We start from the raw sequence: 22,570 nt of genomic DNA, 5'->3' as shown, positions 1-22,570 counted from the left end.
GTACATCTTACTACTTAATGTATTCTATTTTTTCTGGTACCTCGGCATTTTGGATATCAAAAAAGCCTTGGTTTTCCATCCATTCATTACTGTAAACCTTGCTCATATAACGTGAGCCGTGGTCTGGGAAGATAACCACCACATTGCTGTCCTCGGTAAATTCACCTTCGGTGTTCAACTGGAACAGTGCCTGCATGGCGGCCCCACTGGTATAGCCTACGAACATCCCTTCGGTATGGGCTATTTTTCGGGCCATATGGGCACTTTCACCATCGGTAACCTTTACATAACGGTCTATACTGTTAAAATCCGTGGCTGTAGGAATAAGGTTTTTTCCCAAACCTTCAATACGATAGGGATATACCTCATTATGATCGAACTCTCCGGTTTCGTGGTATTTTTTAAGTACGGAACCATAGGCATCCACACCCAAAATCCTCACATTGGGGTTCTGTTCCTTCAAATACCGTGCAATCCCGGAAATGGTTCCCCCTGTACCGCTACAAGCCACCAAATGGGTGATGTTCCCGTTGGTCTGCTCCCAAATCTCCGGCCCAGTGGTCTGATAATGGGCCTCGATATTGAGTTCGTTGAAATACTGGTTGATATAAATGGAGTTCTCGGTTTCTTGGTGAAGACGTTTGGCCACTTCGTAATATGAACGTGGATCGTCTGCGCTAACGTGGGCAGGGCATACATATACCTTGGCACCCATGGAACGCAACATATCTATCTTATCGGGCGATGATTTTGAACTCACGGCCAAAATACAATCATACCCTTTTACTATACTGACCATGGCCAAGCTAAAGCCTGTGTTGCCCGATGTGGTTTCAATAATAGTACTTCCTGGCTTAAGGATTCCCTTGCGTTCAGCCTCCTCAATGATATGGACGGCTATACGGTCCTTGGAGGAATGTCCTGGATTAAAGGACTCCAACTTGGCATAAAAGTTTCCGGTTAGGGGAGCTGCAATGGTGTTAAGCTTAACTAAGGGGGTATTTCCAATTAGGTCAAGGATACTGCTGTGCGCATTTATCTGTTTCTTCATAACTGGTATTAGGTAAGGGACAAATTAGCGATATTTCACCAAAAGTCCGGCACAAAAGTAACATTTTTATTTTTAAAAGGCTTTTCCTTCAAGATCTAAAATAAACACATAATCCTTCACCGTCTCACGTAAAGCCTCGAACCTACCGGATGCCCCACCGTGCCCGGCATCCATGTTGGTATCCAAAAACAATAGGTTATCATCTGTTTTATAGTCCCTTAGCTTGGCCACCCATTTAGCTGGTTCCCAATACTGTACTTGTGAGTCGTGCAGTCCTGTGGTAACATAAAGATTGGGATAATCTTTGGCCTCCACATTGTCGTAAGGTGAATAGGATTTTATGTAATCGTAGTATTCTTTGTCATTTGGATTTCCCCATTCGTCATATTCTCCTGTGGTCAAAGGAATGGTATCGTCCAACATGGTAGTGACCACATCCACAAAAGGCACTGAGGCAATGACTCCGTTGTAAAGTTCCGGGGCCATATTTACGATAGCGCCCATCAACAAACCTCCTGCGGAGCCACCACTGGCATACAAATGTTCTGGACTGGTATATTTTTTCTCAATCAGAAATTGGGAACAGGCTATAAAATCGGTGAAAGTGTTCTTTTTGTGAAGCATTTTACCATCATCGTACCAAGGTCTTCCCAAATACTCCCCTCCCCTTACATGGGCAATGGCAAAAATGAAACCCCTATCCAACAAACTCAACCGTACGGATGAAAAATAAGGGTCAATGGTACTCCCATAAGAACCGTAAGCGTATTGCAACAACGGACTGGTGCCATCCAGGGGAGTATCTTTTCTATACACCAAGGAAATGGGTACTTTTTTTCCATCCGATGCTGTAGCCCATAAGCGTTCCGTGGTGTAATTGGCCTTATCGAACTTACCGCCAAGGACTTCTTGTTCTTTCAAAACCTTTTTGGTCCTGGTCTGCATGTTGAAATCGATGACAGCATAGGGTGCCCCCATCTCATTGTAGTAATATCGGAGTTCGTTGGTATCAAAATCCAAGTTTACCGAAGGTCCAGCTACATAGGTTTCGCTGTCAAAAGGCAAATAATAGCTGTCCGTACCGTCCCAACGGGAGATTTTGAGCTGGTTGAGTCCATTCTCCCGCTCGGAAAGCACATAATAATCCCTAAAAATTTCAGCATCTTCCAACAACACATCCTCACGATGTGGGATAAACTCTTCCCAATGTTCCGATGAAGTCTGGCCTTCACTGACTTTCATCAGTTTAAAATTGGTGGCCTTGTCCTTATTGGTAAGGACATAAAAATTGCCTTCGTAGTGCGAAATGGAATACTCCACACCCAAATTACGGGGCGAAAATATCTTGAAATCCCCATTGGGGTCATCGGCATTCAAAATTTGATATTCCGAAGTGAGCGTACTCACCGAACCGATTACAATGAATTTTCTGGACTTGGTCTTATAAACAAAGGTATTGTAGGTGTCATCCTCTTCATGGAACACCAACACATCATCCGCTGAAGAAGTACCCAATACATGCTTGAAAATTTTGTCCGAACGCAAGGTTACAGGGTCCTTTTTGGTATAGAACAAGGTTTTTCCATCATTGGCCCAAACCGAGCTCCCCGTGGTGTTTTCTATTTTGTCAGGAAAAATTTCACCGGTATTGAGGTTCTTTATATGGATATTGTACTGCCTTCTGGATACCGTATCCGTGGCAAAAGCGGCCAATGTGTTGTCCGGGCTAATGGTAACCCCTTTTAAGTTGAAGTATTCGTGGCCTTCGGCCATCTGGTTGCCATCGAACATGAGTTCCTCCTCGGCCTCCAAACTTTCTTTTCTGCGTGAGAAAATAGGATACTCCTTTCCTTCTTCGTAGCGGGTAATGTACCAGTAGCCGTTCAATTTGTAAGGTACGGAGGAGTCGTCCTCCTTGATTCGGGATTTGATTTCCTGAAAAAGCGTCTCTTGGAACTCCTTCGTATGGGCCGTCATCTGTTGGTAATACTCATTTTCGGCATTCAGGTAATCGATCACGTCCTGATCTTCCCTATTGTTCATCCAGTAATAATCATCGGTCCGCACATCACCGTGTTTCTCCAGTTTTGTCGGTTTCTTTTGGGCCACCGGGGGTTGTATACTCATGGATTCTTGTTTGTTATTTTGGCAAGAGCCTGCAAAAATAAGGCATAAAATCAGAATAATAACTTGTGTTTTGATGGGTGCCATAAGTTTTGATTTCTTACAATGTATTACTTTTGAAGTCATTTACAACTAAAAAATTGCGACTATGTTTGGAGATTTAATGGGTATGATGGGCAAACTCAAAGAAGCCCAGAAAAAGGTTGCCGCCACCAAAGAGCGTTTGAATACCGTACTTATTGATGAAGCATCCGCCGATGGCCTGTTGAAAGTGACCCTTACCGCCAATAGGGAAATTAAATCCATTAGTGTGGACGATTCTTTGTTGGAAGACAAGGAGCAACTGGAAGATTATTTGGTACTCACACTAAATAAGGCCATTGCCAAAGCCACTGAAGTCAATGAAACCGAGTTGGCTGCCGTGGCCAAAGAAGGGATGCCCAACATCCCAGGAATGGATTCTTTTATGAAATAAGCTATCCTATTTTTTTCAAAATAGTAAGGAAGTGGTCGTGCATGGCATCCGTATAGTCCAAATGGGTGACAATACGCAGCTTTCCCTGCCCCATTCCTATGATGGTTATCTGGTTTTCTTCCAGCTTTTTCAAGAAATCCGGGGATGACATTTGGGATTCATCCAACTCAAAGATGATGATGTTGGTCTCTATGGGCTCCACTTTTTTGATAAAGTCCAGCTTAGAGAGAACTTTTCCGATTTCGGCTGCTTTTTTGTGGTCGTCCGCCAATCGGTCAATATGGTGGTCCATGGCATAGATTCCTGCTGCGGCCAAAAAGCCGGCTTGACGCATCCCCCCACCCAGGACTTTACGGACACGAAGAGCCTTTGCAATAGTCTCGGAATCGCCTACCAATACAGAACCCACAGGGCAACCCATTCCCTTGCTGAAACACACACTTATGGTATCAAAAAGAGCTCCGTAGCTTTTTGGGTCCTCTTTCTTGGCCACCAAGGCATTCCACAATCGGGCCCCATCCAAATGGTATTTGAGATGATATTCATCACAAATTTTCCTAATTTTTTGAAGTTCGGTAAAATCCCAACAGGCTCCTCCTCCCTTGTTGGTGGTATTCTCGATACAAACCAAAGAAGTCAAGGGACTGTGGTAGAAATCTGGAGGATTTATGGAGGCTTCCACCTGTTCGGCTGTCATCATCCCTCGATGCCCATCCACCAATCTACAACTTACCCCACTGTTAAAGCTGACTCCTCCTCCTTCATAATTAAAGACATGGGCGTATTTGTCGCAAATCAATTGCTCACCGGGTTGGGTATGGAGTTTTATGGCGGTTTGATTGGCCATGGTACCACTAGGGAAGAACAAAGCCGCTTCCATCCCAAAGTATTTGGCCACTTTTTCCTCCAAAGCATTTACCGTGGGGTCGTTTTTAAATACATCATCGCCTACTTTGGCAGCCATCATGGTCGCCAACATTCCCGCTGTAGGCCGGGTAACCGTATCACTGATCAGATTGATTTCCATTAAAATCGAGGTCTAGTTCATACAATCCATTCCAATGGGAGATCCATCTGGAATTTTCGGAGTAGGTATCAATTTAAAATTTTCGGGCTTGTCCAAAAAGGCATCAATTCGTCGAACCATTTCTATCGCAATGGCTGTTTTTTCACCTCCAAGCAAGGACGCCTTGAGGTTTTTAAGGGATTCATGGGCAAGAGCATTCACCTGAGGATGCACCGCATCATGGGCCGCCAAATTCATAATATGGTACAACACCCGAAAATTAATGGTCTGCTGTACTTCATCCAAATAGGCATCTCGGTTAGACGCTCCCATGGTATTCTTTATGGTTTCTTCCAAAACTTCCGAAAGCCCCAATTGGTTTTTATCCAAACTCTTTTGCTGAATCAATCTAGAGGCACGTTCCGGGTGCAACAAAAGTCCCAAGGTCATATCCGCAGCCGTTTCCGCAGCGGAAAGGGCATCAAAGCTCACTCCTGTTCTACCATTGAACGATTCCCGGGTTCTCGAGTATCCAATGGCCCTGGGTGGAAAGAGATCCAATTTATCCTGTGGAATGGCAATTACTTTGGCATCCAAGGTTTCCAGTATGGATTCCAAAGCCTGTTCCTGTACCGCTTCGTTTATCATATGTACTGTACGTTGTCCATCACCTTTGGTGGCGTAATTGTAATCCAATCCGCCTACAAGCTTGGAAACTGCTTCCGTTTGATAACGGTGGAAGAAATACAAGGGAGCAAACACATCTTCCAAAACTGAATTGGGTTCGCCGGTCCGGATGTTATCCATGGAAAAATTGTTGATGGCAGTTTTCCTGACCTGCAACACATTTTCCAACTCTTGACTGGCACTCTTGCCATTGTCCCACAAATGGGCCAAGGCATGGGCTCCTCCGGTTGGTCTGGCATCCTGATCGGAAATATACCGTAACCCTTCATCTTGGGCTTTCTTTAGGATGGCATTCAAGGCTGTTTTTTCATTAGTACCTTTTGGAAAATCGGAATAGGAATAGGCTACGGTCACTTTGTCCCACTCCCCTATCCCCGTGTCATAGGCGTTGGAGAAATCTATGTTGCTTCCTTTCAGTTCAAATTGGGGATGGGGATAGTCCATCACCGATGCCCGATCGTTGGTACTTGCCGCAAAATTATGGGCAAAGCCAAGGGTATGGCCTATTTCATGGGCAGAAAGCTGTCTAATTCGAGCCAAGGCCATATTCAACATGGGCTGGTAATTGTCGTCCCGCTCGGCAAACGGTTGGTTCATCAAGGCTTGGGCGATTAAAAAGTCCTGACGAATGCGTAGACTTCCCAAACTGACGTGCCCTTTTATGATTTCCCCTGTACGTGGATCGGTAACACTGCTACCATAACTCCAACCCCTTGTTGAACGGTGTACCCATTGGATCACATTATAACGAACATCCAAAGGATCGGCATCATCTGGCAATACTTTTAACTGAAATGCGTCTTTGTAGCCAATCGCCTCAAAGGCTTGGTTCCACCACTTTCCGCCTTCCAAAAGAGCGGAACGAACGGGTTCCGGGGTACCATTGTCCAAATAATACACAATGGGCTCCACAGCTTCACTCACCGGGGCACTTGGGTTTTTCTTTTCCAATCGGTGGCGGGTCACAAATCGTTTTAAAATGGACTCTTGGACCGGGGTGGCATAATCATAATATGAAAAGGGGTATGAACCGCTACGTGGGTCGAACTCCCGTTTTTGGTATTTATCATCTGGCAATTCAATCAGTGAGTGGTGTTGTGCTACAGTGACCAAACTTGGGTTGGGGGTCACGGCTTGAATCCAGCTCCCCGAAGGGGTTCCTTCAAAGGTGAGAATGGCATCAAACTCCACATTTTTTGGAAAAGCCTTGGTGCGTTCAAAATCCAATGCGCTTTTGGATTTGTCCAAGCCATAGGAACCCTGCTTTGTATTCTTAAGCCTGTTGGCTACACCATGAGCATCTCGCATCAAAAATTCAGTGAAATCTATTAAATAACTTCCTTTGGACTCTTCTTCTATCTTAAATCCATGCAATACGGATTTGGCAAAAGCCTGCTCCACAGATTTCCGTTCCAGATTGTTTTGCGTAATGGCCCTGTATTCCAAATTGGGCTGTACCAATAACAATTTATTACCTGCTTTTTTAAAAAAGACCACCTGTTCGTTCCCGAGCTGTCCGCGATCCAGACCAATATCGTTGCTTCCTATCCCACTGCTCAGGGCATACACATAAAGGAATTCCTTGTCCAAATCATTGACTTCCAAATATATTTTATCCGATTTATCATCATAATAGAAGTTGAAATATCCATTGAATTTTTGAAAGTCTTTTGTCTTATCAAATGTTTGTGCGTGCAACATTGTACAGAAAGAGTACAATATTGCGAATAGGGTAATGCTTTTCTTCATAATGGCATGGAATTGGACCTAAAAGTATGTATTTCATTTTTAAAAAACATATGAAAAGTCTTTTTAAAATATTGGATGTGAGATGGGTTCGTTGGTTGAAAAATGGGTGCCGGCTTACCAATCAAGTTTGATTCAATTATATTCCAAAAGAAGTTTATTTTTGTGCGAAAGTTAAGTATATGACCACTACAGATCAGCAAAAAGATCTTATTGAGCGCCTTGGTGCGTTAAGGAGGTATCTTTGACATTGATGCCAAACTTATAGAAATAGAGAACGAGGAAGAAAAAACCTTGGCTCCTAGTTTTTGGGACAATCCACAAGAAGCCCAAAAACAAATGCAAGTCCTAAAATCCAAAAAGAAATGGGTAGAAGATTTTGATTCTGCCAAGACTTTGATTGGTGATTTGGAGGTTTTGATGGAGTTTCAACAAGCTGGTGAGGTTTCCGAGGATGAAGTGGCGCAACAATACAGTAAAGCAGTATTGGCCATCGAAAATTTAGAGTTCAAGAACATGCTTTCCGATGAAGGCGATGAGCTTACTGCTGTGCTCCAGATAACCGCAGGAGCGGGTGGTACAGAGAGTTGTGACTGGGCCTCCATGCTTATGCGGATGTATCTCATGTGGGCCGAAAAGAACGGCTACAAAGTCAAGGAACTCAACTATCAAGAGGGTGATGTTGCCGGGATAAAGACCGTGACTTTGGAGATTGATGGCGAATATGCCTTTGGTTGGCTCAAAGGTGAAAATGGGGTGCATCGTTTGGTGCGCATCTCCCCTTTTGACAGTAATGCCAAACGCCACACCTCGTTTGCTTCGGTATACGTGTATCCTTTGGTAGATGATACCATTGAAATTGAGATCAACCCTTCGGATATTGAAATCACAACCGCTCGTTCAAGCGGCGCAGGTGGACAGAATGTAAACAAGGTAGAGACCAAGGTCCAATTGGTACACAAACCCACGGGGATACAGATTTCCTGTTCCGATTCACGCTCGCAACACGATAACAGGGCCACGGCATTAAAAATGTTGAAATCGCAGTTGTATGAAATAGAGCTTCGGAAGAAACAAGAGGCCCGGGCCGAGATAGAATCCTCCAAAATGAAAATTGAGTGGGGGTCGCAAATCCGAAATTATGTGATGCACCCCTATAAACTGGTAAAAGACGTACGTACTGGAGAGGAAACCGGAAACGTGGATGCCGTTATGGATGGGGACATTAGTGCTTTCTTGAAAGCCTATCTAATGATGATGGGGCAAAAAGAGGAATAGTTTTTGAAGCTGTTTTTTAAATACATTATATAATTTTCAGACATCAGTCATCAGAAATCCGAGAACCAAGAACCGAGAACCAATAATACGATGATCAAAATATATCACAATCCAAGATGTAGAAAATCCAGAGAAGGATTGGAACTTTTGGAGAACGCAGGAAAAGATTTTGAAATAGTAAAGTATTTGGAAGACATCCCTTCCGAAGATGAGCTAAGGGAAATTTTAGGATTTCTTGGGATGTCCCCATTGGAGCTTGTCCGTAAAAGTGAAGCCATTTGGAAGGAAAATTATAAAGGGAAAGAACTTTCCGATGATGAAATTATTGCTGCCATGGTGGAGCATCCAAAGCTTATTGAGCGACCTATTATAATCAATGGAAAGAAAGCCGTTGTTGGTAGACCAGCTGAAAAAATCAATACCTTGCTATAGAATTGATGCTCAGAGGTATTTATATCAACATTAGCATAGAAAAGGCATAACATTTGCTATTTTTGAAAATTGAATCGACTGTCATGAAAAAAGTGCATACTCTAAGTATTCTCACCCTATTGATAGGATTACTTTTTACAAGTGAGACTTTTGCCCAATATGGATATGGGTCGCCCTATGGAAACCGATATGGTAGAAGGCAAAGTACACTTCCCCAAGTACATGATACCCCAAAAAAGGAGGATCCTCCAACTGCAGAGGAAATCGTAGACGGACAAATGCCTTCCATTACCGAAGCTTTAGGTCTCAACCCTTTTGAAGAAGCCGTTGTAAGAACCACTTTGCTGCAATCTGTTCAGCAAAGGATTGAGCTACAAATCTTGGGATTGGAGCCGCTAAAAGCCAAAGAAGAATACGAGAAGATCGAAAAAAGACAGAACGAGGAACTAAAGTCGGGCCTTCCCGAAGACAAGTACAACGCTTTTATGGAACTACAGGAAAACAGCTTCAAGTCCAAAAAGAAAAAGAAGAAAAAGAAAAAGGATTAACAAAATCTTAAGGTCATTGACGGGCCCATTTCTGCTGTTGGCAGATATTAATTTTAGTTCTTCTGAATTTCCTACCAAATTTGATGATCTAAAACCAAGCTATGCACAGGATCATTGTCCCGTTGTTATTATTGACCATTTTTACCACTAGTGCCCAAACAAGGCCAAACGAAAATTCCATTACCATTTCTGGGAAAGTAGTTGATCAAGACTCAGGCCAACCATTGGAATATGCAACTTTTGTATTACAAGATGCGAACAGTCCAGATAAGGTAACTGGAGGAATCACCGATTTGGATGGAAAATTTGAGGTGCAGACCTCACCAGGTCAATATAATATTCGGGTGGAGTATATCTCCTATAAAACTTTTTCGCGCACCAACCAAAGTTACAACAGCTCCATTAATTTGGGGTCCATTGTATTGGCACCCGATGTTGCACAACTCCAAGAAGTTGAAGTAGTGGGTGAAAAAACCACTGTGGAGGTAAGACTGGATAAAAAGGTCTATAACATTGGAAAGGATATCACCACAAGCGGAGGTAACGTAAGTGATGCATTGGGCAATATTCCTTCTGTTTCTGTGGATGTTGAAGGAGCTATCAGTTTACGGGGTAACGAAAATGTACGGATATTAATCAATGGAAAACCTTCTGCACTGGCAGGATTTGGTTCAACTGACGCCCTACGCCAACTACCGGCAGATGCCATTGAAAAAGTAGAGGTAATTACCAGTCCGTCTGCCCGTTATGATGCAGAAGGAACAGCGGGAATCCTAAATATTATACTCAAAAAGGAAAAGACATTGGGTATCAATGGGTCCGTTAATACCACCGTGGGCATCCCTTTCAATGCAAGGGCAACGACCAATTTTAATCTTCGTACTGAAAAGTTCAACATTTTCAACACATTGGGATATTTCCATAGGGAATCTCCAGGGGAAGGAAGAAATGACAACACTTACCTTTCCGATGCAAGTCAGTTTGATAGAATCATCGAAGAAAGAGACATCAGCCGCAATGATGATGGGTTTAACATAAATCTTGGGATGGAATATTTCCTAACGGATAAATCTTCCATTACCGGTAGCGTTTTTTATAGATGGTCCGATGAAAATGATTTAACGGAAAACGACAACCAGCGTTTTATAGAAAACAATTTGGACAGTCGAACCTTTAGAACGGAGGATCAAGGTGAGGATGACCGTAGCAGCCAGTATTCCTTAAACTATACCAATAACATAAATGATAGCGGCCACAAGCTTACAGCAGATTTTCAGTATTCAACGGATGATGAAGATCTTTTGACGGTGATACAGGAAAACAACACTTTTCCAAATGACAATTTGTTGGCCCTTGAGAACATTTATGAAAAGCAAACCCAAGATGATATTTTGGCCCAGATAGATTATGTTCTACCCATGGGAGATGCGCAATTTGAAGCAGGTTACCGAGGTAATTTTGAAAAGGAAGTCAATGATTATCAATTGGATACCTTGAATCAAGGTACGGGTAATTTTGAAACCAACACCGACTTGACCAATATCTTCACATACCACGAAAACGTAAACGCAATCTACACCCAATATGGTAACAAATATGGCAAGTTCTCTGTTTTGCTAGGCTTGCGTTTGGAAAATACCCAAATGAAAGGGAGTGTGGATTCTGACATTGATGGCGCTGTGTTGGATGAGCTCATTGGGGAAGATGTTGATCTTAATTTTGATAAAAATTATTTGGGCCTATTCCCTACGGTAAACCTAGTTTTTGAAATTTCAGAGACCCAGAACATCTCTCTTGGATACAATAGAAGGATTAACAGACCAAGAGGTTGGTTCATCAATCCATTTCCATCAAGATCCAGTAGGACCAATGTTTTTCAAGGGAACCCGGACCTTGACCCTGCATTTGCCAATGCGTTTGACTTGGGATATATGAAAAGATGGAAAACTTTGACCTTCACTTCTTCCATTTACTATCAAAAAGAAACAAGGTCTTTTGAGTTCATTACAGAAGAAACAGGCCAGGTAACTTCAGACGGCATCCAAATCATCCGATCTCTGCCCATAAACCTATCCACCAATGAACGTGTTGGTGCAGAAGCTGGCGTAATGTACAGTCCTACAAAATGGTGGAGATTGAATGGAAGCGTCAATTTCTTTATGTTCAGTACAGATGGAGAGTTCAACAATGTGGATTACGGTGCCTCCAACTCAAGCTTTTTTACTAGGTTGAGTTCCAAGTTCACACTGCCAGCGAAAATTGAGCTTCAGGCAAATTCATTTTATATGGGTCCACGGCAAAATGCCCAAACCGAGACCGAAGGAATGTTTTCTTTGGACATGGCTCTGAGCAAGGACTTGTTCAAGGACAAGGCTACACTTTCATTAAATGTAAGTGATATGTTCAACTCAAGAAAGCGCCAATCCTATACACAAACTACTTCATTTATCAGGGATAGTGAATTTCAATGGAGAAAAAGACAGTTAAACCTATCATTTATATACAGATTTAACCAGCCCAAGGAGAAAAGACAGGGCAACCGACCCAATGGTGATGGTGGTGAAGAGGAAGGGGAGTTTAAAGCGGGAGGAAATTCCTAAGCTGGGACAAAAAAAAGAAGCCAAATTGGCTTCTTTTTTTATAAATCGTATTTTTTATTCTTCGAGCTGGGCACGTTTGGCCTCGCGTTTTTCTTTCATCATTTCCCTAAGATTACCAATCAACCAGTAAGGAACCACAAAGGTCAATAAGAAGATCATCAACCAAAAACCGATGGTCAAAATTGTCAAAAAAGCTAAAAAACCTAAATATTGGTCAAATTCGAACATTATTCTTTCCTTTTGTTCAACAAAGATAGTTTGTTCTTTTCATAAAAAACAAATCTACCTTCAAAAAAAGTATATATAACCCTTAGCACTACCATATAATTCTACTAACAACTACCTTTGTGTATCAAAATTTTGTAAAATGAGTTTTAGAGTCGAAAAAGATACCATGGGGGAGGTAAAAGTACCTTCTGATAAATATTGGGGTGCACAAACTGAGCGCTCCCGAAACAATTTTAAAATTGGTCCTTCAGCTTCCATGCCTTTGGATGTGGTGTATGGTTTTGCCTATCTTAAAAAAGCGGCGGCATATGCCAACCATGAGCTTGGTGTTCTTTCTGTGGAAAAAAGGGATTTAATTGCGCAGGTGTGTGATGAAATTCTGGCCGGAAAGCATGATGACCAATTTCCATTGGTAGTTTGGCAAACGGGCTCAGGAACCCAGAGTAATATGAACGTAAATGAAGTGGTGGCCAACAGGGCCCATGAAATTGCGGGCAAAAAAATTGGGGAAGGTGAAAAAACCATACAACCCAATGACGATGTGAACAAAAGCCAGTCTTCCAATGATACTTTTCCTACGGGAATGCACATTGCGGCTTATAAGAAGATTGTTGAAGTAACCATTCCTGGTGTTGAGCAACTTAAAAATACACTGGAGAAGAAATCCAAAGAGTTCAAGGAAGTCGTGAAAATTGGACGTACCCATTTAATGGATGCCACTCCCCTAACCCTTGGACAGGAATTCTCTGGATATGTCTCTCAACTTGATCATGGACTAAAAGCATTAAAAAATACATTGCCCCACTTGAGCGAATTGGCATTAGGTGGGACAGCCGTGGGTACTGGTCTTAATACGCCAAAAGGATATGATGTTCTTGTGGCAAAGTATATTGCCGACTTTACAGGACTTCCCTTTATAACGGCAAAAAACAAGTTTGAAGCGTTGGCTTCGCATGATGCCATTGTAGAAAGTCATGGAGCACTTAAACAATTGGCGGTGTCATTGAACAAAATTGCCAATGATATCAGGATGATGGCTTCTGGACCCCGTTCTGGTATTGGCGAGATTATTATCCCTGCCAATGAGCCAGGCAGCTCCATTATGCCCGGTAAGGTAAACCCAACCCAATGTGAAGCTTTGACCATGGTCTGTGCCCAAGTATTGGGTAACGATGTGGCCATAAGTGTTGGTGGCACCCAAGGGCACTATGAACTTAACGTGTTTAAACCCATGATGGCCGCAAATATTCTACAATCTGCCCAATTATTGGGTGATGCTTGTGTAAGCTTTGACGAAAACTGTGCGATAGGCATAGAACCTAACCATGAAGTAATCAAGACACTCTTGAACAATTCATTAATGTTGGTTACGGCACTAAATACTAAAATCGGGTATTATAAGGCTGCCGAAATTGCCAATACAGCCCATAAAAATGGAACTACCTTAAAAGAAGAGGCTATAAATCTTGGCTATGTAACCCCTGAAGAATACGATGCTTGGGTACGACCCGAGGATATGGTGGGCAGTTTAAAGTAACTATCTAGGCCATAAAGTATAAAATAAAAAAGCCTGCTCATCATGAGCAGGCTTTTTGGTTTATGGATAGTGTGTGTATTATTTCAACTCAAACTTGGAAGTTCCCAACAGTTTCAAATTGCTGTCGTAAACATTTACCATGTAGTTTCCTTTTTGGAAATCACTGGCAGGCTTGTTTATGTAGTCACAAACATCCAAAGAGCTGTTCTCATAATAGAAGTTGGTTCCTTTACTGTAAGAGATGGAAGCACCTTCTTCGTTGGATTTTGAGAAACTGTCACCCAAAACATTTCCTTGTGGATCAAGAACTTCAATGAAGAACTCTCTGTCACCAGCTTCGGCTATTACGTTATCGGCAACTGTAAAACAAACCTTGAATTTATCAGTAGCTTTGGCTCTGGAAGTAGATACCAATTTACCGCTGCTTCTTTCCTTAACAGCATCTACAGAGAATTTAGAAAGGCTAAGGGCAGAACCTCTTTCTACTGCATCAGCCAATTGGGTGTTCTGAACGATCAATGAATCGTTGAAAACTGTCTGCTTCTCCAATTCAGTAAATGTGCTGTCACGTTGCATGGCCAACAAGCTGTTGGATTGTGTCAAGGAATCTACTTGCTTCAATAGTTTTTCTCTTTCTGCTTTAAGTACACTTACTTGTCTTCTGTATCTAGAAAGAGAAGCGATATCGGCTTTCATGCCCTGCACTGAATCGATGTATTTTGCAATATTGTCCCTAGCGGCAACCAACTCTTCGTTTGTAGCATTGCTTTCAAGGATAGCTTTGTCGTACTCAGATTTCAAGTTGTTCAAATCTTCAACAACCAACTCTTTTTCTTGTGTAAGTGCCTGAGTGGTTTTCTTTTTATCTTGGTAAAGGCTTACGGTGTAGATAATGGTTCCCAAAAGAACTACACCCAACAAACCTGCGATTACCTTCAATCCGTTGTTATTTTTTGCTTCTGTCATAACTTTTTGTGTTAATTGATTCTCGTTTAAGGTTTTTAATCAATCGTGTTTGGTTTATATACGCTTTAGATCGTTGTTTGGATCATTTGCAATAAAATAATCTTAAAAAAATCGCCATAAAAGTCTAGATACCTTAATTTTAAAGGAACTTCAAAAAAGTAGCCATGATGAAAAAAATAATTCCACTAGTACTCGGCATCGTTTTGATTGCCAGTTGTAAATCAAAAAATAAGTCATCGGAAGAAACCCCTGAAGCGATTGTCGAAGCTGAGATTGATAGTCTTACGGAAGTTTCCATAATACCTATTGAACATGCCACTGCCGTTTTGGAATGGAACGATGTTACCTTATATATAGACCCCGTGGGAGGAAAGTCAGCTTTTGAAGGGCAAAATGGCCCAGATATTATTTTGGTGACCGATATCCATGGTGATCATTTTAATTTGGAAACCCTTCAGGAAATTTCATTGGAAAGCACAATAATAATTGCTCCCCAAGCTGTTGTTGATGAAATTCCAGATGAATCCACATTAACCGTGGATGTTCTGAACAATGGTGACACCAAAACCTATTCGGGAATAGCGGTTGAAGCCATTCCCATGTATAATTTGCGAGAAGAAGCGTTGGATTTTCATACCAAAGGACGTGGAAACGGTTATGTCTTGACCATAGGTGGGCAGCGTCTCTATTTTTCTGGGGACACGGAGGACATCCCTGAAATGAGGGCACTGAAAAATATTGACAAGGCCTTTGTATGCATGAACCTCCCCTACACCATGACTGTGGAAAGTGCTGCAGATGCCGTTTTGGAATTTCAGCCTAAAGAAGTCTACCCATATCACTATAGAGGTCGCCCTGATGTAAGCGATGTTGAAAAGTTCAAAAAACTCCTTAACGAAGGAAACTCCAAGATAAAAGTGGTGCAACTGGATTGGTATCCGAATGACGATTTTTGATGGAATAAAATATTCCTCATATATTGTCGTTTAGATTACAGACTTAACCAAATCAAAAAATACTTGACCATGGCTCCCAAATCCCATGTTTTAGTAGCTATTGCATTTTTCTGTGCACTTCAAGCTGCTTTCTCCCAATGTGACAATTTTTATTCCAAGGTTACTTACGCGCTCAATCATTGCAAAAAAGGAATGACCGCTACTAACTTTGAACACCAAATGTATTATGCCGAAAGAGCATTAACGGCTCTTGAAAAATCCAAAACCTTTAGGGACGATTGTGATTGTGCCAAGGCCGAGAACAAGACTTTGGACGCTTTGGAGACCTTGGACAAAGCAATTGAGCCCATTGATTGGGAAGCTGGAAGGTTTTTTACCAAAAAAGCCCTTGGACAAATCAATGAACTGATTACCATCTTGGATGAATGTACTTTGGGTGTTTCTGCCCCAATGACCGTTGCCGATAATGCAACCACCACTATGGAACATCAGGCCCATGCTGATGCTGAAGCTCCCGAAAATGCTATGGAACTGGAAATGATTAAGGTATTTGAGAAACACTCCCGCGAAAAACTTAATACGGCCAAACAGGCCATCGACCAGCTTGTGGAACTTTCAAAAACCATTGGAAGCTCTCCTGATGAAAACAACAATGACCCCAATAGTTTGGAATATCACCAAAAAATGTATCTGGAAAACGCCAGAAAACTTCTTGAGGAAGGATTGAAAAATATCGGCGGAGAAGAGTAAAATTCCCGTCTACCTAATAAGTTTCTTGTATTTGATACGCTTGGGCATGATATCCGTTCCCAAGCGTTTCTTTTTATTCTCCTCATAATCTGAGAAAGATCCTTCAAAGAAATATACCTGTGAATCCCCTTCAAACGCCAAAATATGGGTGCAAATCCTATCCAAGAACCACCTGTCGTGGGAAATGATCACCGCACAGCCAGCAAAATTTTCCAGACCTTCCTCCAAGGCTCTCAACGTATTCACGTCCAAATCGTTGGTAGGCTCATCCAATAGTAGAACGTTGCCCTCCTCTTTTAAGGTCATGGCCAAATGAAGTCGGTTACGCTCTCCACCGGAAAGCATGTTTACCTTTTTGTTCTGCTCACTACCAGAGAAGTTAAATCGGCTTAAATAAGCTCGGGAATTCACTTGCTTCCCTCCCATCATGATCAATTCTTGTCCATCACTGAAATTTTCCCAAATGCTTTTTTCTGGGTCGATATTGGAATGGCTTTGGTCCACGTAGGCCAACTTGGCGGTATCCCCGACAATAAATTCACCTTTGTCCGGGGTTTCCTCGCCCATGATCATTCTAAAGATGGTGGTCTTACCAGCACCGTTGGGACCAATAATTCCCACAATCCCTGCTTGGGGCAGATTGAAGTTTAAATCTTCATACAACAATTTATCCCCATAAGCTTTGCTCACCCCTTTGGATTCAATAACGTTGGTACCCAATCGTGGTCCGTTGGGAATGTAGATTTCCAGTTTCTCTTCCAGCTGTTTTTGGTCCTGGCTAAGGAGTTTGTCATAATTCTTCAGACGAGCCTTTTGCTTGGTCTGTCTTCCTTTGGCCCCTTGACGAACCCAATCCAATTCACGTTCCAAAGTCTTCTGTCTTTTGGAGGCCTGCTTGCTTTCTTGTGCCAAACGCTTGGCCTTTTGGTCCAACCATCCGGAATAATTCCCTTTCCAAGGAATGCCTTCACCTCTATCCAGTTCCAAAATCCAACCTGCTACATTGTCCAGGAAATAACGATCGTGTGTTACTGCAATCACCGTTCCTTTATATTGTGCCAAATGGTGTTCCAACCAGTGTACGGACTCCGCATCCAAGTGGTTGGTAGGTTCATCCAACAAAAGTACATCGGGTTCTTGTAGCAATAACCTGCATAGGGCCACACGTCTTCGTTCCCCGCCGGAAAGCACGCCTATTTTTTTGTCCGATTCCGGTGTACGCAGTGCATCCATGGCAATCTCCAACTTGGTGTCCAATTCCCATGCATTAGAAGCATCAATCTGGTCTTGAAGCACTGCTTGTCTATCCATCAACTTTTGCATCTTATCGGCATCCTCGTATACTTCGGGTAGACCGAACATATCGTTGATCTTATTGTATTCATCCAAAATAGCAACGGTCTCGGCAGCACCTTCCTTGACGATTTCAAGTACGGTCTTTTCTTCATCCAATTGGGGCTCCTGTTCCAGATATCCTACGGTATATCCCGGAGAAAATACCACATCACCCTGATAGTTCTTATCCACTCCGGCAATAATCTTGAGCAAGGTTGATTTCCCGGAACCATTGAGACCCAGAATCCCAATCTTGGCCCCATAGAAGAAACTGAGATAAATATTTTTGAGTACAGGGGTGTTGGCCGTTTTAAAGGTCTTGGTAACCCCGGACATTGAAAAAATGACCTTTTTATCGTCTGACATTTGGCTGTGTTTAAAAATTAAGAAAAGAGAACTTTATACCCGTCCCTTGAGTGCATTGAAAACCCAAGCTACGGCAAAAAAACCAATGCCCACTGCTCCAAAACCGTATCCGGCCACTTCATCGTACTTGAAAGCGCCAAGCGCTATCATTCCGACTCCCACAAAAATCATAATCCAAGTGGCCCAAGCGAGCACAGTATTTTTGTTCATTCCCATATATATCGTTCTGTAGAAGGTCAAATATCGTAAAAAATGGACTATTCCAAAATGGTTATATGTCGATTATCCCTCAAAAGGGAACCGAATCCCGCATTTTTTACGCACAGTGTCCAGTAATTCAGCCACATCCAAACTATTTTGATGTGACCAAAGGTCACTTTCCATTTTCTTCGCCCTTAAACATTGATGAACTTCCAAAATCTCGTAGTAAAATCCTATTCCTTTTAACGGATGTTCAAAAGTCTCCGAAACACCATTTTTCAGTAAGGTATACCCATCTGCCTCATGCCATCGGGAAGGAAGGAAAATTTCCCCTTGGCTTCCTGATAGTTCCGCTTCAGTTCGTGTTCTACTGGTAAATCCGCTGTAAAGTACGGCTTGCGCCTTTGAATATTGGAAAATCATTGAGGTCTGTAATTCCGTTCCATTAGGGTGAAAATTTGATACCGCATATATTTCCTTGGGCTTCCCTAAAAATAGGTAGGCCAAAAAAATGGGATAAATACCAATATCCAATAAAGAACCGGAAGCTAAATCCAGGTTAAGCACCCGGGAATCCTCATCCCTATCCAAGGCATAAAATCCAAAATCTGCGTTGATATGGGTCAAATCCCCTATCTCCCCATCATCTACTAACTGCTTTACTTTTTGAATGGCCGGATTAAAACGGGACCACAGTGCTTCCATAAGAAAAACCTTGTTCTGTTTGGCCGTATCCACCATTTTCTGTACTTCAGATTTGCTGACCCCCAAAGGCTTTTCGCAAAGTACATGCTTTCCAGAGTCCAGGGCCTGCAAGGTCAATGTTTTGTGGAACCGATGCGGTGTGGCGATATAAACCACATCCACAGTATCCGAGGCAAACAGCTCTTCATAACTTCCAAACACATTTTCAATGGCGTATTCGTCGGCAAAATCCTGTGCCTTTTTCAATGAACGGGAAGCTACTGCCGAAACTTTGGCATCTTCCACCAATTGTAAATCCGATATAAACTTCCGCGCAATTTTTCCTGGGCCCACGATGCCCCATCGTATCTTAGTTTCCATATGGGATCAAAAGTAATGATTATAACTCCTTATCTTTAGCCAATAAGAAGAAATTGACAGTACATGGATATCAACTTCAATAAGAACGAAGACCATAATAAATTGATGCTTTCCCAACTAAGGAAACGACTAGCCGAGGTTAAACTGGGCGGAGGGAAAAAACGCATTGAAAAGCATCATGAAAAAGGTAAAATGACCGCCCGTGAGCGGATTGATTATTTGTTGGACCCTAATTCCGATGCAGTTGAAATTGGTGCGTTTGCCGGAGATGGCATGTACGAGGAACATGGTGGATGTCCGTCTGCCGGGGTTGTTGTGAAGATAGGATATATCCAAGGAAAGCAATGTGTGGTAGTGGCCAATGATGCCACGGTAAAAGCCGGGGCTTGGTTCCCCATTACAGGAAAGAAGAACCTCAGGGCCCAAGAAATTTCCATAGAAAATAAATTGCCCATTATCTATCTGGTGGATAGTGCCGGGGTATACCTCCCTATGCAGGATGAGATATTTCCGGACAAGGAACATTTTGGCCGCATTTTCAGAAACAATGCCATTATGAGCAGTATGGGAATTACCCAGATTGCTGCTGTAATGGGTAGTTGTGTGGCCGGCGGGGCCTATTTACCCATTATGAGCGATGAAGCCCTTATTGTTGATAAAACCGGAAGTATTTTCTTGGCGGGCAGTTATTTGGTGAAAGCGGCCATTGGTGAAAGTATTGATAACGAAACCCTTGGTGGAGCTACAACCCATTCCGAAATCAGTGGAGTCACGGATTACAAGGCCAAGGATGACAAGGATGCGCTCGATAAAATAAAAAGTATCGTGGGCAAGATCGGTGATTTTGACAAAGCTGGTTTTAATCGGATTGAAGTAAAAGACCCAACGGAAAACCAAGAAGATATTTACGGTATCCTCCCAAGTTCACGGAGCGATCAATACGATATGCTTGAAATCATAAAACGATTGGTAGACAACTCTGAGTTTGAACAATACAAAGAGGGTTATGGCAAAACGATTTTGACCGGCTATGCCCGGATAGATGGTTGGGCCGTGGGGATTGTAGCCAACCAACGGAAAGTGGTCAAGACCAAAAAAGGTGAAATGCGGTTTGGTGGGGTCATTTATTCTGAATCGGCAGATAAGGCCACCCGTTTTATTGCCAACTGCAACCAAAAGAAGATTCCCTTGGTGTTCCTGCAGGATGTAACCGGTTTCATGGTAGGCAGCAAGAGCGAGCATGGAGGCATCATTAAGGATGGTGCCAAAATGGTAAATGCCGTGAGCAATTCCGTGGTACCCAAATTCACCATAATCATAGGAAACAGCTACGGGGCAGGAAACTACGCCATGTGTGGCAAGGCCTATGACCCTAGATTGATCGTGGCATGGCCCAGTGCCGAACTCGCCGTGATGAGTGGTAATTCGGCGGCAAAAGTGCTGTTACAGATTGAAAAAGCCTCCCTTGAAAAAAGTGGACAACCTTTGGATGCTGAAAAGGAAAAAGAATTGTTTGATAAAATCAAACAGCGATATGACAACCAAATATCGCCCTATTATGCTGCGGCTCGGTTATGGACGGACGCCATTATAGATCCCTTGGATACTAGAAAATGGATATCTATGGGCATTGAGGCCGCAAACCATGCCCCAATAGAGAAATCATTCAATATGGGAGTTCTGCAGGTATAGCTCCTATATTAGTCAATAACCATAATTGCAATATCCAATGCAATACGCTGCTCGATTCTTTTTTTTCTTCGTATTGGTCTTTTTTTCAAGCAATGCGCAGATTCGAAAAATGTGCACCTACGAATCGTATTTACCAGTATCAGAATATATTGACCAATGTGGTTTCCAAAAACCACAAAGACTTCTTGGACTAGAGAAAAAAGTTGACTCCCTTTTTAATTTAATTGGAGAACAAAGAAACTTTCAAATTAAATCATGTGCTCAAATCAGAGGTATTTCGGCCATGAACTTTGATTCTTTCCACAGCCCCTTGGAACGTTTTGTCGTTATCCAAGAAAATACATTGGACTTAGATTCTCTGATCGCAAACCATGATTGGAACATCTTGGGTCGGTTTTTACATGCAATGGGCCATCATATGCGGCAACACTTGTTGATTGATTCCATTGATTTTTTTGAAGAAGAGGTAGAGGCCGATGAAGCAGTGGGTTTTATGTTATCAAAAATGGGGGTTTCAAAGGAGAACAGCTTAAAGACCATTGATTTTGTCCCTGATTCAACGGTAAATGAGACCCATGCCCCTACCATAAAACGTAAAAATGCCGTGATTAGGGGGTGGAACTGGGGTCAGGATGGAACCTCTACACTGCCCAAGAAAGATTATGTTGAACTTTTACCGGTTTCCGAGACCCAAGAGTTGGATTATATGCAGCAGCACAATACGGCCCACAAAGAAGGAAAGTATGAATTGGCTTCATGGCATGCCTTAAAAGCATTTCAATACAGTGGAGGTAAAAATAGGAAGATGCTGGCAGAAGCTGCCTACCATTTTCACCAAAACGGACAATTTGCGATGTCCTTAAAATGTTATCTGACCCTACTAGATCGGGGCATTGGCTTTTTGGCCCGAAATGGGAAATTAAATGTTTTTGTAATCGTTGGCATAAACTATTATTTTTTGGAAGAATGGGATATGGCCATTCAGTATTTAACCGCAGCACATTTAATGTTGCCAAAAGATTTGCAAACTTTAAATTATTTGGCTGCAACATATCAAAAAAAACGAGACTGGGAAATGTGCGGCTCCTATGTTAAAAAGATGATCAAACTAGATAGCAAGAATCCTGATCATACTTTTAATCTTGGCATAACATATGAGAGACAGCAAGAAGTCCATAAAGCTATTTCTTTGTACAGACGAGCAATTTACATTACCCCTACACATACTAAGTCCAGGGTGGCCCTGGCAACCTTATACGTTAATGAGGCTAATGGATTGATTCTTTTATTACGTTCCAAAGGGTACTATCAGGGAATGGGGCAGAAGAAATATAAAAAAACTAGGGCAACGGTTAATGATCTTTTGGCCAAAGCGGAGCAAGTACTGACCAAGGGTTTGGACCTCAATCCCGATGATATACGGATTTTGGAAACCCTATTGATGATATATAAACAGACGGGGAAAAAAGAAAAGCAGGAACAAGTAGAAAAAAGACTTGAGGTTCTTGGCCAGCAAAGCGAATAATC

General features: G+C 42.3%; 19 protein-coding genes. 10 read left to right on the top strand and 9 right to left on the bottom strand.

What is annotated here, in order from left to right; all coding sequences use genetic code 11:
- Positions 1-10: 10 nt before the first annotated feature.
- Together capA and EZV76_RS14795 are read right to left on the bottom strand one after the other, a co-directional pair.
- Entirely contained in the window at positions 11-1,051 is a 1,041-nt protein-coding gene (gene capA, locus EZV76_RS14800) for a cysteate synthase (RefSeq protein ID WP_136567347.1), read from the bottom strand.
- Between the two features lie 72 nt (positions 1,052-1,123).
- Entirely contained in the window at positions 1,124-3,262 is a 2,139-nt protein-coding gene (locus EZV76_RS14795) for a S9 family peptidase (RefSeq protein ID WP_136567346.1), read from the bottom strand.
- A 61-nt stretch (positions 3,263-3,323) separates the two neighbouring features.
- Here EZV76_RS14795 and EZV76_RS14790 point away from each other — a divergent pair, with 61 nt between their 5' ends.
- On the top strand, positions 3,324-3,650 hold the full coding sequence (locus EZV76_RS14790; protein WP_136567345.1) for a YbaB/EbfC family nucleoid-associated protein: 327 nt from the start codon (positions 3,324-3,326) through the stop codon (positions 3,648-3,650).
- A gap of 1 nt (position 3,651) precedes the next feature.
- On the opposite strand, the gene EZV76_RS14785 is transcribed toward EZV76_RS14790, so the two are convergent.
- Positions 3,652-4,677, bottom strand: coding sequence for a threonine aldolase family protein (locus EZV76_RS14785; RefSeq protein WP_136567344.1), 1,026 nt, complete (start codon positions 4,675-4,677; stop codon positions 3,652-3,654).
- Between the two features lie 12 nt (positions 4,678-4,689).
- Complete coding sequence (locus EZV76_RS14780; RefSeq protein ID WP_136567343.1) at positions 4,690-7,092, bottom strand: zinc-dependent metalloprotease; 2,403 nt, start codon at positions 7,090-7,092, stop codon at positions 4,690-4,692.
- Between the two features lie 179 nt (positions 7,093-7,271).
- On the opposite strand from EZV76_RS14780, the gene prfB reads away from it, so the two are divergent.
- The 4 genes from prfB to EZV76_RS14760 all read left to right on the top strand — a co-directional run bounded on the left by prfB (position 7,272) and on the right by EZV76_RS14760 (position 11,947).
- Positions 7,272-8,367, top strand: a protein-coding gene (prfB, locus tag EZV76_RS14775; RefSeq protein WP_136567342.1) for a peptide chain release factor 2 whose coding sequence is annotated in 2 segments (ribosomal slippage) — positions 7,272-7,334 and positions 7,336-8,367 — 1,095 coding nt in all. Because the reading frame shifts where the segments join, the coding sequence is not laid out codon by codon here.
- A gap of 90 nt (positions 8,368-8,457) precedes the next feature.
- Positions 8,458-8,799 carry an arsenate reductase (glutaredoxin) gene (arsC, locus tag EZV76_RS14770; protein ID WP_136567341.1) on the top strand — a complete coding sequence of 114 codons (342 nt, stop codon included), beginning with the start codon at positions 8,458-8,460 and terminating at the stop codon, positions 8,797-8,799.
- An 83-nt stretch (positions 8,800-8,882) separates the two neighbouring features.
- Positions 8,883-9,347 (top strand): hypothetical protein, encoded by a 465-nt coding sequence (locus EZV76_RS14765; RefSeq protein ID WP_136567340.1) that lies wholly within the window; start codon positions 8,883-8,885, stop codon positions 9,345-9,347.
- A 101-nt stretch (positions 9,348-9,448) separates the two neighbouring features.
- The gene (locus EZV76_RS14760) at positions 9,449-11,947 is read left to right on the top strand and encodes a TonB-dependent receptor (protein ID WP_136567339.1); all 2,499 of its coding nucleotides are present in this window, start codon (positions 9,449-9,451) and stop codon (positions 11,945-11,947) included.
- 54 nt (positions 11,948-12,001) lie between these two features.
- Here the strand turns inward: EZV76_RS14760 and EZV76_RS17210 are convergent, their stop codons facing one another.
- The gene (locus tag EZV76_RS17210) at positions 12,002-12,175 is read right to left on the bottom strand and encodes a hypothetical protein (RefSeq protein WP_201741874.1); all 174 of its coding nucleotides are present in this window, start codon (positions 12,173-12,175) and stop codon (positions 12,002-12,004) included.
- Between the two features lie 139 nt (positions 12,176-12,314).
- On the opposite strand from EZV76_RS17210, the gene fumC reads away from it, so the two are divergent.
- Positions 12,315-13,712, top strand: a complete 1,398-nt coding sequence (gene fumC, locus EZV76_RS14755) for a class II fumarate hydratase (protein ID WP_136567338.1) — start codon at positions 12,315-12,317, stop codon at positions 13,710-13,712.
- 78 nt (positions 13,713-13,790) lie between these two features.
- Here the strand turns inward: fumC and EZV76_RS14750 are convergent, their stop codons facing one another.
- A complete protein-coding gene (locus tag EZV76_RS14750; RefSeq protein WP_136567337.1) occupies positions 13,791-14,678 on the bottom strand; it encodes a DUF8428 domain-containing protein in 888 nt (295 codons plus the stop codon).
- Positions 14,679-14,842: 164 nt separating this feature from the next.
- On the opposite strand from EZV76_RS14750, the gene EZV76_RS14745 reads away from it, so the two are divergent.
- Both EZV76_RS14745 and EZV76_RS14740 read left to right on the top strand, forming a co-directional pair.
- Positions 14,843-15,634 carry an MBL fold metallo-hydrolase gene (locus tag EZV76_RS14745; protein WP_439108201.1) on the top strand — a complete coding sequence of 264 codons (792 nt, stop codon included), beginning with the start codon at positions 14,843-14,845 and terminating at the stop codon, positions 15,632-15,634.
- Positions 15,635-15,703: 69 nt separating this feature from the next.
- The gene (locus EZV76_RS14740) at positions 15,704-16,384 is read left to right on the top strand and encodes a hypothetical protein (protein WP_136567336.1); all 681 of its coding nucleotides are present in this window, start codon (positions 15,704-15,706) and stop codon (positions 16,382-16,384) included.
- Positions 16,385-16,393: 9 nt separating this feature from the next.
- On the opposite strand, the gene ettA is transcribed toward EZV76_RS14740, so the two are convergent.
- The 3 genes from ettA to EZV76_RS14725 form a co-directional block, all read right to left on the bottom strand.
- A complete protein-coding gene (gene ettA / locus EZV76_RS14735) occupies positions 16,394-18,085 on the bottom strand; it encodes an energy-dependent translational throttle protein EttA (RefSeq protein ID WP_136567335.1) in 1,692 nt (563 codons plus the stop codon).
- A 33-nt stretch (positions 18,086-18,118) separates the two neighbouring features.
- Positions 18,119-18,295 carry a CAL67264 family membrane protein gene (locus tag EZV76_RS14730; RefSeq protein WP_236640936.1) on the bottom strand — a complete coding sequence of 59 codons (177 nt, stop codon included), beginning with the start codon at positions 18,293-18,295 and terminating at the stop codon, positions 18,119-18,121.
- Positions 18,296-18,367: 72 nt separating this feature from the next.
- The gene (locus EZV76_RS14725) at positions 18,368-19,351 is read right to left on the bottom strand and encodes a Gfo/Idh/MocA family protein (RefSeq protein WP_136567334.1); all 984 of its coding nucleotides are present in this window, start codon (positions 19,349-19,351) and stop codon (positions 18,368-18,370) included.
- A 63-nt stretch (positions 19,352-19,414) separates the two neighbouring features.
- Between EZV76_RS14725 and EZV76_RS14720 the strand changes: the two genes are divergently transcribed.
- The gene (locus tag EZV76_RS14720) at positions 19,415-21,043 is read left to right on the top strand and encodes an acyl-CoA carboxylase subunit beta (RefSeq protein WP_136567333.1); all 1,629 of its coding nucleotides are present in this window, start codon (positions 19,415-19,417) and stop codon (positions 21,041-21,043) included.
- Between the two features lie 283 nt (positions 21,044-21,326).
- On the top strand, positions 21,327-22,568 hold the full coding sequence (locus tag EZV76_RS14715) for a tetratricopeptide repeat protein (RefSeq protein WP_161594428.1): 1,242 nt from the start codon (positions 21,327-21,329) through the stop codon (positions 22,566-22,568).
- Positions 22,569-22,570: the final 2 nt, after the last annotated feature.

The sequence above is a fragment of the Flagellimonas alvinocaridis genome (assembly GCF_004916895.1).
Classification (GTDB): domain Bacteria; phylum Bacteroidota; class Bacteroidia; order Flavobacteriales; family Flavobacteriaceae; genus Flagellimonas; species Flagellimonas alvinocaridis.
Note: the sequence above shows the minus strand (reverse complement) of the source record. Positions and strands in the feature narration are given on the sequence as shown.